The organism is Sphingobacterium sp. MYb382 (genome assembly GCF_037572665.1).
GTDB lineage: Bacteria > Bacteroidota > Bacteroidia > Sphingobacteriales > Sphingobacteriaceae > Sphingobacterium.
Genome location: NZ_JBBGZT010000024.1, coordinates 583,173 through 596,638, shown reverse-complemented (window position 1 = coordinate 596,638; position 13,466 = coordinate 583,173). Strand labels below are relative to the sequence as shown.

The window sequence follows — 13,466 nt, the reverse complement described above, 5'->3', positions numbered from 1 at the left end:
TTTTATTCCTAAAAAGCCTGTTTTTAACCAAACTATTCTGTATATTGCATCCTTTTTTAGGGATGTAATGCAAGAAGTGAACAGTAAACTACCTTTTAAATTAGTGTACTCCTTAGGGGAACACCCTTATTTAGGTTACTTAATTGAACCTCATATTGTACAGCTGAATCCCAACGGATCTTACTCCCTCACCTACAAACGTATATTTACCAATACCATTGGCGACTTTGCTCCCGCACTAGACGAAGTAGATTATCAAATCATCAAGCTTCTAGACGAGATTGAACAGACGCACATCATTAAGCGCTACCATAAAAAAGCAGTACGTCCCTTAGATTTCTTTGGTAAAATATTCGATCAGAAAATACTCGATCAGCTACGCCCCAAAATAGAGCAATACATGCTATCAGCCTTAAAAATAATTGGTGACAAACCATTATTCCTCATGAGCAAAGATGGCTACCCAGCAGATCAGAAACTACAGCTAGCGAAAGAACCTGCATCCATACTCTTTCATTTCCGTCGTGACGAGGAAGAAACACGCTACTTCCCTACCCTTAAATACCAAGGGAATCGACTCGATTTCATGTATAAAGGCGGACAGGTTATCATCAACAAGCAGGCTTGGTTATTATTAGAAAACACACTTTACTCCTTTGAGCAAGGCGTCGATGGCAAAAAGCTAAGTCCTTTTCTCAACAAACGCTATATCGCAGTTTCGCGCACTACAGAAAAGAAATACTTTGAAACCTTCGTTGTAGGTCTCGTCGAAAAGTACCATGTATATGCGGAAGGATTCACAATAAAGACCCATAAAGAAAATGCTCAGCCTGTATTAAAGCTTTTTTATGTCGCCTCCGGCGAATCTTTCCTACAGCTATCCTTTAATTACGGTCCCTACAATTTCAGTGCTGGTGGCGTACAGCCCATCAGTGTACGCTTGGAGCATCTTCCGGAGACGGACGACTACATCTTTCATCGTGTCAAGCGCTCCCTCCTATGGGAACAAAAGCAGGCGGATTTCCTACAAAGTTTAGATCTCCAAAAGAAAGATGCTTTATTTGGCTCCTACAGCACAACCAACGACGAGTCTGTAATCGCATGGCTCAACCAATGGCAAGAGACCTTACAAGAAAAAGGATTTGAGATAACACAAGAAAAAGGCGCTAAAACAATATTCATTGGGAAAACATCCCTCGAAATTGAAATCGAGGAAGGTAACGACTGGTTTGATGTGAAAGCCATGGCTTATTTTGGCCCTTATGAAATTCCTTTTCTTCAATTACGTGATAACATTTTAAATAAAATCCGGGAGTTCACCCTTCCGAATGGGGAAATTGCGATTATCCCTGAAGAGTGGTTCGCTCAGTATGAACATCTCTTCCATTTTACAACGCGGAAAGATGCCTTAAAGCTCAGCAAAACACATATCGGCCTGCTCTACGAAATATCTGAGCATAGCCAAGTGACCTTTCACCGCAAGCTGGAGAAGCTACTGGAGTTTGACCAAATTGAAGACCAAGAAGTACCGCAAAACTTTAAAGGCGAACTACGCCCTTACCAGAAAGCTGGCTACAACTGGTTTCATTTCCTACAGCGCTATAAATTTGGTGGCTGTTTAGCGGATGATATGGGTCTGGGTAAAACGGTGCAGACATTAGCGTTATTGCAAAAACAAAAAGAAGACCTTAAGGATAGTGACCAAGCAAAAACATCGTTGCTGATTCTACCGACCTCACTCATATACAACTGGCAGAAGGAAGCCGAGAAATTCGCTCCTTCCTTACGTGTTTTAATACACACGGGATCAAATCGACTAAAAGACGCATTTGGCTTCTCTCATTTCGATTTAATCATCACCACCTATGGAATTGCACGTAGTGACGAGGAACTTTTAGCTAAATTTTTCTTTAACTACATCATTCTTGACGAAAGTCAACATATAAAAAACCCAACATCGAAGTCATTCAAAGCGACGAAAAACTTAAAAAGTAAGCACAAGCTTACCTTGAGTGGTACACCTATTGAGAACTCCGTTGCTGATATATGGTCACAGATGCACTTCTCCAACCCCGGCCTACTGGGCTCGTACAGCTTTTTCCAGAAGGAATTTGTGATTCCTATTGAGAAAAAGAAAGACGAAGAGAAAGCGGCGAGGCTACAAGCCATTATCAAACCTTTTATCTTGCGCAGAACCAAAGATCAGGTAGCGAAAGAGCTTCCTTCGAAAACGGAACAGACCATCTTCTGCGAGATGACCGAGGAACAAGCGGAACGCTACGAAAGTGTGAAGTCGGAATACAGAAATGCGCTCCTCGACAACACCTTACAGCAAAATGGAAAAGGCAATCAAATTCTATTGCTACAAGGTCTAACGAAGCTACGCCAACTTGCCAACCACCCTAAAATGTTGGATGAGAATGAGGTATTATCGTCGGGTAAATTTGACGTAGTAACGGAGATGCTGGAGTCCATCATGGCGGAAGGCCATAAAGTATTGATATTCTCACAATTTGTGAAGCAGCTCCAGCTTTTTAAGAGTTATTTTGATAAGCATAAAATAGCACATGCTTATTTAGACGGAAGCACCAAAGATCGCCAAGCTGCTGTTGCAGAATTTAAAGATGGGAAGGACATACAGGTCTTCCTAATATCGATTAAAGCTGGCGGCGTAGGCCTCAACCTTACCGAGGCAGACTATGTCTTTATATTAGACCCGTGGTGGAACCCTGCCGTCGAGCAGCAAGCTATTGACCGCTCACACCGTATTGGGCAGACTAAAAATGTATTCATCTACAAATTCATTAGTAAGGATACGGTAGAAGAAAAAATATTAGCCCTTCAGGGACGTAAAAGAGCCCTTTCTTCGGCCTTAATCACCACCGAAGAAAGCTTCATCAAGTCTTTAAGCAAAATGGATATCCAAGAGCTTCTAAAATAAAAAAACGGCAACCCCTCGGTTGCCGTCAAACTTTACAATAAACTATTATTTAAAATCATTTTCATTCAGTAATTATTTTTTGGTTTTCAAGATATTTATAACTAGAATTACAGTAGCAACCAATATAAACTAGTCTTGTTAAAATATCTGAAGTACCTAAAGTACCTTATTCTACTAGCCATCGTAAGCTTCGTTGGCTACGACTTTATACGTTCTTTAGAAACCTTGGATGACGAATTCAAAAGTGGCATAGCAGCCTACCCTAAAATCAAGGATACGTACTATACCATTTTTCCAGAAAGCTCTCGAGATAAACTAGAACTTAGACCGACCTTTTTTAGAAAAAGAAATAATCCTACGGCCAGCTTTTCGGACAAATCAAAGGACTACATACTGATTGTAAACAAGTACGAATTGGCAAAGGAAGACCAAACGATAGCTGACATCATTCAGCTTACGCCCAACAAAGCGCCGATACCAACAAATAAAGCATATCATGAGACAGGTAAAACATCCGAATTTAAGGTATACCACAGTTTTGACTCAATACCTGCCGTAACGCAGCTTTTTGTTTCTCTAAAAGGGGAAAATATAAAAACCTTAATCAAAACAGACTCCTTGATTAATTACGCGATGAACTTGAACGAACTGCAAATATCTCGTACAGAAACGGCAAATGCATTCAACATTGTCAGCCAAGAAGGCTTGATAAAAAATAGCAAAAACTATTTCGAGATTCTCTTCTTAAAAAAAGAAAAATCTCTCTTTGTGATCTACAAACTTAAGAACTATGCAAAAAACAATATTTCGGATGAGCACCTATACAAACTCTTTATTCAAGAATAGAAAACAAAGCATGAAAAAAAACATCGGGTTAATTTTATTTTTCACGACCGTTTTTCTAGCAAACTGTACACTAAGTTCTGTCACCCACACCAACAGAGCAAAAGACCAAGATTTTGCGAAAGCTTTTATGGAAAAGTTTTTTGTCAATTTTAAAGAGGGAAACACCAAAATGTTATACCCCTTGTTTAGCACTTCTCCTTACACGAACAGTATGGAAAAACGTAACGAAAAAATAGACGAGATGTTTAACTCAAGTATAAAAACCCTTGGACCTATAACCTATACCAAGGTTATTTCTTGCAATACAAAAGTCAATGAAGGTGACAAACCCTCTGCTGAATATTTCATCTCTTTTGAAGTCGGTCACCAGAAATACATCACAAAAGAAAGTTTCAAACTAAATCAAGAAGGAGACTCTGTAAAAATCACATATTTCAAAGTAGACCCAATAAGACCACTGTAGCAGAGTTACAAAAGAGGAAGCTTCATCAAGTCTTTAAGCAAAATGGATATACAAGAGCTTCTAAAATAAAAAACGGCAACCCCTCGGTTGCCGTCAAACTTTACAATAAACTATTAAACAAAAAAATAAAATACTTCAGAATACGCTTACCGCTGCTTAAAGGCATCAATCCCCTTTTGCAGATAGGCGGCATAGCTACCGATATCATAATTCGCTCCACTAGGAGGTAGTAACACGTCGCCATTTGGATTTACAATGACATATAATGGCTGTGAATTGCTATTAAATGTAGCTGCTTGAAAATCACTATTCTTATTACCTATGGTCTTAATTTTCTTACCTGAATAGGTTGATACATACTGTTCTTCTGGTTGCAATTGCGTGCGGTCATCAACAAACAACTCCACCATCACAAATTCATTGCGTAATAGCGATGCTACCTTTGGATCAGTCCATACGTTGGCTTCCATTTTGCGACAGTTCACACAGTTCCAGCCTGTAAAATCGATTAAAACAGGCTTGCCTAGCTCTTTAGCTGCGGTTAGGCCTTCCTCATATGCGTAGTACGGCTCAAATCCTTTTGGTGTTCCACGTTCGTGGAAAATATCGTAATATTTCTTTGTCTTTCCTGCTGTTGCGCTCGGTGCTGCAGGGCTAAAGTTGCTGACTGAAAGGTCAAAATCTTGTGTTGCCGAAGGCGGCAGGAAAGCCGAAATAGACTTCAACGGCGCTCCCCACATACCAGGAATCATATATATTACAAAGGCGAACACAACAACTGCCAATAGCGTACGTGGTACCGATAAGAAAGGTAAGGGACTATCATGCGAGAAGCTGATTTTACCGATAAGGTATAAGCCCATCATCGCGAAGATAACAATCCATAACGCCAAGAATACTTCGCGGTCTAACCAGTTCCAGTGGTAAGCCAAATCGACGTTTGATAAGAATTTTAAAGCTAAAGCAAGCTCTAAGAAGCCCAATACAACCTTCACGCTGTTCAACCAACCACCTGATTTAGGAAGCGATTTAAGCATAGAAGGGAATACCGCAAAGAGTACAAAGGGTAGCGCTAAAGCAATAGAGAAACCTAACATCCCGATTGCAGGACCTAAGCGCTCGCCTTTTGAGGCAGCCTCAACGAGTAATGTTCCGATAATCGGTCCCGTACAAGAGAAGGACACTAAAGCCAAGCTAAACGCCATAAAGAATAAGCCTACAAGGCCTCCTTTATCAGATTTAGCATCTATTTTGTTAACAAATGAGCTTGGTAAGGTCAATTCGAAAGCACCAAAGAAGGATGCTGCAAAGACGACCAAAATCAAGAAGAATATAAAGTTGAATATTCCGTTGGTGGAAAGTTCATTTAAAGCGTCGGAACCAAAAGCGATGGTGATTAGCATCCCTAGGGCCACATAAATCACGATGATAAACAAGCCATACAACAAGGCTTGTGATACCCCTTTGGCTTTAGAGCCTGCTTTTTTGGTAAAGAAACTTACCGTTAGCGGCACCATCGGGAAGATACAAGGCATAATAAAGGCGGCGAAACCACCAACAAGGCCTGCAATGAATATTTTCCATAAGGACTGTTTCTCGGATGGGCCTGCGGTAGCTAAGGCATCCGTTGTATGTGCTGTACTATCTGCCGCAAGGCTATCCTTTCCGTCGGTAAATACCAAGTCGTCGGGAACTTCTAGTAAGGTTTGATTTGCTGTGTCTGCTTTAGCTTCTGTAAAGGAAACGTCGTCAAAAGAAATCAGACTGTCCTGTTGCAGACTTGCATTTCCCAGCAAAGGAAAGACTAAAAGCTGGAGAAATACAAAGTACGTAATGAATTTGCGCATAACTCTATTTATGATAATATGCTAAAATAGAAAAAAGGCAGTAAAGAACTGCCTTTTCAACTATGTATAATCGTAAAAATTACTTAATTGTTACGCTGAAGGCGTATTCGTCAGGAGGTAGACATCTTTCGGCATCACAAACCATGAATTCTACTACACCTTTAACGACAGCTGATTTACCTGTTAAATTAACTTTTTGTTGAAAAACAACCTCTTTCTCGTAGTAAGGAACATTCATTTTGAAGTCCTTTTCATATTTCGATTTAGGTGCCGGAGCAGCTACTTTACCGTTCAACGTGAATTCTTTTGTTGGGTTAATGGTAAAAGTCGTTGAGATTGGCCCACCATCAGGTACGTTTAAACCGTAAATGTGCCATCCTTGATCAACAGTTGCTTTAATAAAGATTACTCCTTCTTTATCATTTAATTTTTTTACTGCCGTAGTCCATTTAACGGGCTGGTGTATTTGTGCGACAACGCCTGTTATCGTGAATAATACAACGGCTATAAGTAAACTTAATTTTTTCATATTATTAATCAATTATAGATGTATGACTATTTGTTGTGTTAGAAGGTTTAATGATTAAGACATTCTTCTTAAAGCCAAATGTAAAAAGACTACACACAGTAAGCAAGTAATTTTGCTGTTATAGTGTCATAAAAGTGGGCTGACGAATTTAATTTCTTTTAAATCAAAAGATTGGATATTCCCGGCTATCAACACTTGTAGTCGTCCTTGGGTATCTACACCTTGTATTATTCCTGTATATTCTTCCCCTTGAATTTCATAAATAGCTTCTTTATCTTTTTGAAACAGCAGCTCATTATATTTGTTTAACAATAAATCACCGTCTTCAACGTTTATGCTAGCGTACACCGTTAAAATGGATTCGAGTAAGTCTAAGCCTGTTTCCTCAATATTGTATACTAGTTCACTTTCTTGCCTTAGGGATGTAGCTTTATCGCGCAGTTCTGGTGGAAATTCGGCTTGGTTTAGATTAATGCCGATGCCAATAATGCTGGATTTAATTGTGCCGCGATTTAATTGGTTCTCTATTAAAACTCCACCGACCTTTTTGTTGTTAACATAGATGTCGTTTGGCCACTTAATTTTTACATTGTTTACCAGTTGACTAGCCCAAGCGTGAATACCAAGTGACACAAGCATGTTTAGGTTGAAGGCGGAAAGCGGATTTAACTGCTTTGGATAGAGCACAAAGCTGATGGTTAGGTTTTCGCCAGGTGCTGAAAGCCAGGTTGTTCCTCGCTGTCCTTTACCTTGTGTTTGATGGTTTGCCATAATGGCAGTCCCTTCGGCCCTTGGCGTAGTATTTGACAAGTACTCCTTTAGATAATCATTTGTTGATGGAGTTTGCTCCAAGACAATTAAATTTTGTCTGAGGGAAAGTCGGGAAAATGTATTATTTTGCAAAAGGAAATGTATTAAAGGGTACAAACATTGTTCAAAATTAATGTTTTTTAATGAGTAAAGATACAAAAACGCAATTGTCTGGTAAGCTTGCAGAAGCCGTAGTCCTCGGTATGCAAGAGAAAAAAGGTAATGAAATTGTACGATTAGATATGCGTGCTATTCATGCTACCCTGTCAGATTATTTCGTGATCTGTCATGCTGATTCGACGATACAAGTAAATGCAATTGCTAAAAGTGTCGAAGAAGAGGTGTTTAAGGCCTTTGGGCAAGACCCTTGGCGTAAAGAAGGGCATGCAAATGGAGAGTGGGTATTGTTAGATTTTGTCGACGTCGTTGTTCATATCTTTAAAACAGAAAAAAGAAGCCATTACGGCATTGAGGACTTATGGGGAGACGCCCATGTAGATAGCTATAGAAGCGCCTAGGTAATTGAGTAGATAAAGTAAAAAGATATAAAAAACTGTAATGAAGAAAATTCCAAGTAAGAAGGTAACACCTATTCCTCCCAAATTTAACATGATATGGCTCTGGATATTGATTATCCTAGGTTTCTTCGGGTTGCAATACTTCTTCAGTAGTGGTACGGTAAAAAAAATCACTTACGCTGAATTTGAGCAAAAAATGTTGTTGCCAGGTGATGTTGATAAGTTGGTTGCTACGAAGAATAATGATCTTATTGATGTAGAAGTTTTTATTAAGAAGGATAAGTTATCCGACGAAAAATATAAAGAAGAGGCTCCAAAGTCAAATTCACTAATGGTAAGTCCGTCGACTGGACCTCAGTTTGTGTTTACGGAGCCTTCGGCTGATATTTTAGAGAAAAAATTGCAAGCTTCGCAAGACACTTTGGCCGAAGGCCATACGAGAGTTTCCGTTAGCTATGAAGATCGCTCTAATCCTTGGACGGGTTGGTTTGTAACATTTATGCTTCCATTGTTAATCATCGTTGGTATCTGGATGTTGCTTATGCGTCGCATGGGCGGTGGAGCTGGCGGTGGCGGTGGTGCTATTTTCAATATCGGAAAGTCTAAAGCACAACTGTTTGATAAAGAGTCGCAAATTAATATCACGTTTAATGACGTTGCTGGTTTAGAAGAAGCGAAAACGGAGGTTATGGAAATCGTTGATTTCCTTAGAAATCCGAAGAAATACACCAACTTGGGTGGTAAGATTCCTAAAGGAGCCCTTTTAGTAGGCCCTCCAGGAACGGGTAAGACGTTATTAGCGAAAGCTGTAGCGGGTGAGGCACAAGTACCTTTCTTCTCGTTGTCAGGTTCTGACTTTGTGGAAATGTTCGTTGGTGTTGGTGCATCACGTGTACGTGACTTATTTAAACAAGCAAAAGAAAAAGCCCCTTGTATCATCTTTATTGATGAGATTGATGCTATCGGTAGAGCGCGTGGTAAAAACTCGATGATGGGCGGTAACGATGAGCGCGAAAATACATTGAACCAATTATTGGTAGAGATGGACGGTTTTGGTACAAACGTGGGGGTTATTATCCTTGCTGCAACCAACCGTTTAGATGTATTAGACTCTGCTTTATTGCGTCCAGGTCGTTTTGACCGTCAGATTTCTATTGACAAACCAGATTTAATTGGTCGTGAGGAAATTTTTAATGTGCATTTAAAACCATTGAAACTTTCGGAAGAAGTGGATGCTAAGAAATTGTCTGCGCAGACACCTGGTTTTGCTGGTGCCGAGATTGCCAACGTATGTAATGAGGCCGCTTTGATTGCTGCTCGTAAGGATAAAGAGGCGATTAGCATGCAGGATTTCCAAGATGCTATTGACCGTGTGATTGGTGGTTTAGAAAAGAAAAATAAAATCATATCCCCTGAGGAGAAAAAAATCGTGGCTTATCACGAGGCTGGACACGCTATTGCGGGATGGTTTTTAGAATATGCAGATCCATTGGTTAAAGTATCTATTGTTCCTCGTGGAGTTGCTGCCTTAGGGTATGCACAATACTTACCAAAAGAACAGTTCTTATACACAACAGAACAACTGCTGGATAGTATGAGTATGACAATGGGTGGTCGTGTTGCTGAGGATATTACTTTTGGTCGTATCAGCACAGGTGCACAAAACGATTTAGAGCGTATCACGAAACTTGCTTATGCAATGGTTTCCGTGTATGGTATGAATGATAAGGTTGGTAATATATCTTTTAGAGATAGTTCTGGTGAATCCCAGTTCCACAAGCCTTATTCTGATCAAACAGCTGAGCTTATTGATGAAGAAGTACGTGTGCTAATCGCTAATATTTATGAGCGTACGCGTCTCTTATTATTAGATAATCAAGAGGGCTTAATTAAGATTGCTGAAAAACTATTGGAGAAAGAGATTTTATTCCAAAGTGATTTAGAAGAAATCTTGGGTAAACGTCCTTTTGATAATCGCACTACTTATGATGAGTTTGTAAACGGTGGAGCTGACGGTGGTGGTGTACCACAAACGGAGTTTCCTATTGAGTTGCCTCAAGAAGCTGAAAACAAACTTGATTTAGGCAAGGACAACGAAGAAGTACAGTCTAATTAATCCATAAAAAATTAGTCTAAAGTTGTCATTTATCGATTTTATCGATGGGTGACAACTTTTTGGCATTTGTTTTACCGGGAACATGAATACTAGGAATACGACAGCTAAAGAACGGATGCTCAAAAAGATTCGCCAAGCGCTTTTGGTGAAACGAGAACAGCCACATCTGGATTTTGAAGACTCACCTTTGTATAAGGATGAGGAAGAGCCTTTAGATGTCACTTTTGCACGGGAGTTTACAGAGGTCAAGGGTAATTTTGTCTATTGTGATGGTGAAATATCCGTTATTGAAAACCTAATTCTTCTTGCAGAGGAGCTTAAAATCACTAAAATACACGTGTGGGAATCTTCCTTACAGCAGTTTTTGGATGAATATGCTTTTCCAATCTATAAGACTCCTTATCATATGGAGGCTATGGAGGCTAGTATTACAACCTGTGAGGCTCTTGTAGCCCGTAATGGAAGTATTATAGTCTCTAATGGAAACGCAAGTGGTAGACCTCTTAGTATCTATCCTCCTGTACATATTGTGATGGCAAAGGCTTCACAATTGGTGATGGATGTGAAGCATGGTTTACAAAAGGTCAATGAAAAATATAAAGGCCAACTGCCTTCGATGTTGAGTGTGATTACTGGACCTAGTCGTACCGCTGATATCGAAAAAACATTAGTATTGGGAGCACACGGCCCAAAATCATTGTACGTCTTCCTTGTCGAAGATCGTTTTTAAACAATTTTTTTATGATTGAATACCTGTATCTTACGCCTGTTGCTTCTGTAATCTTTGGATTAACGATAGCACTTAGTGTCTATGTTTTTTCCAATCCGCAGTATTTCGGAAAATTTATGTTGCACCCCTACGGTATTTATAGAGATAAATCGCGGGTATACACTATTTTAACTAGCGGCTTAATCCATAAAGACTGGATGCATCTGTTGTTCAACATGATGACTTTCTATTTCTTTGGTTTTAGTTTGGAATTGATGTTCGTACAGTTTTCTGGACCGACCGGTCATTTGCTGTTTGCGCTGCTCTACATTGTAAGCTTAGTGCTCAGTGATATTCCTACCCTTATCCAACAGAAAAATAATCCAGGTTATTATAGTTTAGGTGCTTCGGGGGCTATTTGTGCGGTGTTGTTTAGCTTTATTCTGTTTCAGCCTAAGTCTATGTTGGGCTTGTTTATGATTATTCCTATTCCAGCATATCTTTTTGCTTTTTTGTTTTTAGGCTATTGCATTTGGGCTTCCAAGAAAGCTCAGGATGGTATTAACCATGATGCACACCTATTTGGGGCGCTTTCCGGCTTGTTAATCACGCTATTGCTATACCCTTGGGCTTTTAGGCATTTTGTAAGTCAGTTTATTTAAGACTTTCATTTAACCACCCCAGTTTTCTCGGTCAAGACTTCTAAAATGGATGGCTTCGGCAATATGTTGTGAGGCAATGTTCGTAGACCCATCCATATCTGCTATTGTTCGTGCTACTCTTAGGATACGGTCGTAAGCTCTAGCGGATAGTCCTAAGCGTTCCATGGCTACCTTAATGAGTTGTGCACTCGGTTCATCGAGGTCGCAGTATTGGCGTACCAGTTTAGACCCCATCTGCGCGTTGCTATGTAGGTTTTTAAGCTCTTTGAAGCGCTCCTGCTGTATTTTTCTTACCTCGATTACACGTGCTCGAATCACCATACTTTTCTCTCCTTGTTGCGTATCTGTTAGCTCCTTGAAGGCGACAGGTGTTACTTCAACATGCAGGTCAATACGATCGAGGAGGGGACCAGATATACGGCTTAAATAGCGTTGTACCATGGCGCTACCACAGATGCATGTTTTCTCAGGGTGGTTGTAGTAACCACAAGGACAGGGGTTCATGGCTGCGATAAGCATGAAGCTGGCTGGGTAATCTACAGAGAATCGTGCTCTAGATATTGTAATGTTGCGAGATTCAATGGGTTGGCGCAGTACTTCTAATACGGCACGTTTAAATTCGGGAAGCTCATCTAAAAAAAGTACACCATTGTGTGCTAATGATATTTCTCCGGGCTGTGGATGTGTGCCTCCCCCGACTAATGCGACATCAGATGTAGTATGATGAGGGGCTCGGAATGGACGTTTTGTCATTAGTGAAATCCGACTTTTTAGTTGACCAGCGACCGAATGTATTTTTGTTGTTTCCAGAGATTCTTCCATGCTTAAGGGTGGAAGTATGGTTGGCAATCGTTTCGCGAGCATGGTTTTTCCCGAACCTGGAGGGCCTATTAAAATAACATTATGGCCCCCTGCGGCGGCTATTTCTAAGGCTCTTTTGATGTTCTCTTGTCCTTTTACATCGGAAAAGTCAGCGCCTGTTTGTTCATTTTCTTGAAGAAACTCTTTCTCAAGATCGATATATACGGGTTGAATATCACTTTTTTCTGCACATATGGCTACTACGTCTTTTAGGTTGCGCACCGGTAGGACGGCTAGTCCGGTTACTACTGCTGCCTCACGTGTATTTTCTTCTGGTAAAATAAACCCTTTAAATCCATCTTTTAATGCCTGTATGGCAGACGGAAGGGCTCCTTTCACCGGTTGTATTGTTCCATCTAAGGATAGTTCACCCATGAGTAAGTATTGGGCGAGCAATGTACTACTTATTTGGCCAGATGCAGCTAGTATACCTATCGCAATGGATAAGTCAAAGGAAGAGCCTTCTTTCCGCATGTCAGCAGGGGCGAGGTTTACCACAATTTTTTGTCGTGGCATACGGTATCCTATAGCCATTATGGCACTCTCTACGCGTTGTAGGCTTTCTTTTACGGCGTTGTCAGGTAAGCCTACCATATAGTATCGGGTGCCAGTAGATATATTTACCTCGACGCTAATGGTGGTTGCTTCAATGCCGTAAACAGAACTGCTGTAGGTTGTTACGAGCATGGTTCGGTTATAATTGATTTACTTAAATATACGGTTAAAACCACAAGATTCCAAAACTATTCCTGTCATGAGTGTTTGCTTTGGAAAGGTTTTTGTAGTATCTTCAAAAGCCAATGTAAAGTGCCTAACTGGTTGGGTACGTGCTTTTGGTAATATCAAATGGAAACCGCGTGCGCTGCGCGCAAAAATGATTATCATATGAATGAAAACGGAAAAGTCGTTACAGCCTTATTGGCTGGTGTAGCAGTAGGGGCATTATTAGGGATGTTATTTGCTCCAGAAAAAGGATCAGAGACGCGTGACAAAATTAACGATTCATTGGCTGACTTGGGCGATGCTATTAAGGAGCGTGCAGAGGAACAGTTTGATCAAATTAATGAATTGAAAGAAAAACTTGTTGCAACTTTAAAGTCAAAAGTGTCTAAGATTGAGGCCGCTATTGATGATGAGATTGAAGAACATGCATAATTGCATTTC

At 40.2% G+C, this 13,466-nt stretch carries 12 protein-coding genes; 8 read left to right on the top strand and 4 right to left on the bottom strand.

What is annotated here, in order from left to right; translation table 11 throughout:
* Window positions 1-67 precede the first annotated feature (67 nt).
* The 3 genes from WH223_RS13185 (at window position 68) to WH223_RS13175 (ending at window position 4,250) form a co-directional block, all read left to right on the top strand.
* Window positions 68-2,941, top strand: coding sequence for a DEAD/DEAH box helicase (locus tag WH223_RS13185; RefSeq protein WP_340048195.1), 2,874 nt, complete (start codon window positions 68-70; stop codon window positions 2,939-2,941).
* A 135-nt stretch (window positions 2,942-3,076) separates the two neighbouring features.
* Window positions 3,077-3,787 (top strand): hypothetical protein, encoded by a 711-nt coding sequence (locus WH223_RS13180; RefSeq protein WP_340048194.1) that lies wholly within the window; start codon window positions 3,077-3,079, stop codon window positions 3,785-3,787.
* 10 nt (window positions 3,788-3,797) lie between these two features.
* A complete protein-coding gene (locus WH223_RS13175; protein WP_340048193.1) occupies window positions 3,798-4,250 on the top strand; it encodes a hypothetical protein in 453 nt (150 codons plus the stop codon).
* 146 nt (window positions 4,251-4,396) lie between these two features.
* Here the strand turns inward: WH223_RS13175 and WH223_RS13170 are convergent, their stop codons facing one another.
* The 3 genes from WH223_RS13170 to WH223_RS13160 form a co-directional block, all read right to left on the bottom strand.
* The gene (locus WH223_RS13170) at window positions 4,397-6,097 is read right to left on the bottom strand and encodes a protein-disulfide reductase DsbD family protein (protein ID WP_340048192.1); all 1,701 of its coding nucleotides are present in this window, start codon (window positions 6,095-6,097) and stop codon (window positions 4,397-4,399) included.
* A 79-nt stretch (window positions 6,098-6,176) separates the two neighbouring features.
* Window positions 6,177-6,626 carry a protein-disulfide reductase DsbD domain-containing protein gene (locus WH223_RS13165; protein ID WP_340048191.1) on the bottom strand — a complete coding sequence of 150 codons (450 nt, stop codon included), beginning with the start codon at window positions 6,624-6,626 and terminating at the stop codon, window positions 6,177-6,179.
* Window positions 6,627-6,752: 126 nt separating this feature from the next.
* Window positions 6,753-7,529 (bottom strand): biotin--[acetyl-CoA-carboxylase] ligase, encoded by a 777-nt coding sequence (locus WH223_RS13160; RefSeq protein WP_340048190.1) that lies wholly within the window; start codon window positions 7,527-7,529, stop codon window positions 6,753-6,755.
* A gap of 50 nt (window positions 7,530-7,579) precedes the next feature.
* On the opposite strand from WH223_RS13160, the gene rsfS reads away from it, so the two are divergent.
* From rsfS to WH223_RS13140, 4 genes are all read left to right on the top strand, one after another.
* A complete protein-coding gene (gene rsfS / locus WH223_RS13155; RefSeq protein WP_340048189.1) occupies window positions 7,580-7,954 on the top strand; it encodes a ribosome silencing factor in 375 nt (124 codons plus the stop codon).
* Between the two features lie 40 nt (window positions 7,955-7,994).
* Window positions 7,995-10,070, top strand: a complete 2,076-nt coding sequence (ftsH, locus tag WH223_RS13150) for an ATP-dependent zinc metalloprotease FtsH (RefSeq protein ID WP_340048188.1) — start codon at window positions 7,995-7,997, stop codon at window positions 10,068-10,070.
* 82 nt (window positions 10,071-10,152) lie between these two features.
* Entirely contained in the window at window positions 10,153-10,800 is a 648-nt protein-coding gene (locus WH223_RS13145) for a LutC/YkgG family protein (RefSeq protein WP_340048187.1), read from the top strand.
* Window positions 10,801-10,811: 11 nt separating this feature from the next.
* Window positions 10,812-11,441 (top strand): rhomboid family intramembrane serine protease, encoded by a 630-nt coding sequence (locus WH223_RS13140; protein WP_340048186.1) that lies wholly within the window; start codon window positions 10,812-10,814, stop codon window positions 11,439-11,441.
* Window positions 11,442-11,450: 9 nt separating this feature from the next.
* On the opposite strand, the gene WH223_RS13135 is transcribed toward WH223_RS13140, so the two are convergent.
* Window positions 11,451-12,989 carry a YifB family Mg chelatase-like AAA ATPase gene (locus tag WH223_RS13135; RefSeq protein ID WP_340048185.1) on the bottom strand — a complete coding sequence of 513 codons (1,539 nt, stop codon included), beginning with the start codon at window positions 12,987-12,989 and terminating at the stop codon, window positions 11,451-11,453.
* 198 nt (window positions 12,990-13,187) lie between these two features.
* Between WH223_RS13135 and WH223_RS13130 the strand changes: the two genes are divergently transcribed.
* A complete protein-coding gene (locus WH223_RS13130) occupies window positions 13,188-13,457 on the top strand; it encodes a YtxH domain-containing protein (RefSeq protein ID WP_340048184.1) in 270 nt (89 codons plus the stop codon).
* Window positions 13,458-13,466 lie beyond the last annotated feature (9 nt).

Excerpts from the sequence above, each read along its gene's own strand:
- WH223_RS13185 (WP_340048195.1), top strand. The coding sequence starts at position 68 with ATGCAAGAAGTGAACAGTAAACTACCTTTTAAATTAGTGTACTCCTTA.
- WH223_RS13165 (WP_340048191.1), bottom strand. The coding sequence starts at position 6,626 with ATGAAAAAATTAAGTTTACTTATAGCCGTTGTATTATTCACGATAACA.
- rsfS (WP_340048189.1), top strand. The coding sequence starts at position 7,580 with ATGAGTAAAGATACAAAAACGCAATTGTCTGGTAAGCTTGCAGAAGCC.
- ftsH (WP_340048188.1), top strand. The coding sequence starts at position 7,995 with ATGAAGAAAATTCCAAGTAAGAAGGTAACACCTATTCCTCCCAAATTT.
- WH223_RS13175 (WP_340048193.1), top strand. The coding sequence starts at position 3,798 with ATGAAAAAAAACATCGGGTTAATTTTATTTTTCACGACCGTTTTTCTA.
- WH223_RS13140 (WP_340048186.1), top strand. The coding sequence starts at position 10,812 with ATGATTGAATACCTGTATCTTACGCCTGTTGCTTCTGTAATCTTTGGA.
- WH223_RS13145 (WP_340048187.1), top strand. The coding sequence starts at position 10,153 with ATGAATACTAGGAATACGACAGCTAAAGAACGGATGCTCAAAAAGATT.
- WH223_RS13130 (WP_340048184.1), top strand. The coding sequence starts at position 13,188 with ATGAATGAAAACGGAAAAGTCGTTACAGCCTTATTGGCTGGTGTAGCA.
- WH223_RS13135 (WP_340048185.1), bottom strand. The coding sequence starts at position 12,989 with ATGCTCGTAACAACCTACAGCAGTTCTGTTTACGGCATTGAAGCAACC.
- WH223_RS13170 (WP_340048192.1), bottom strand. The coding sequence starts at position 6,097 with ATGCGCAAATTCATTACGTACTTTGTATTTCTCCAGCTTTTAGTCTTT.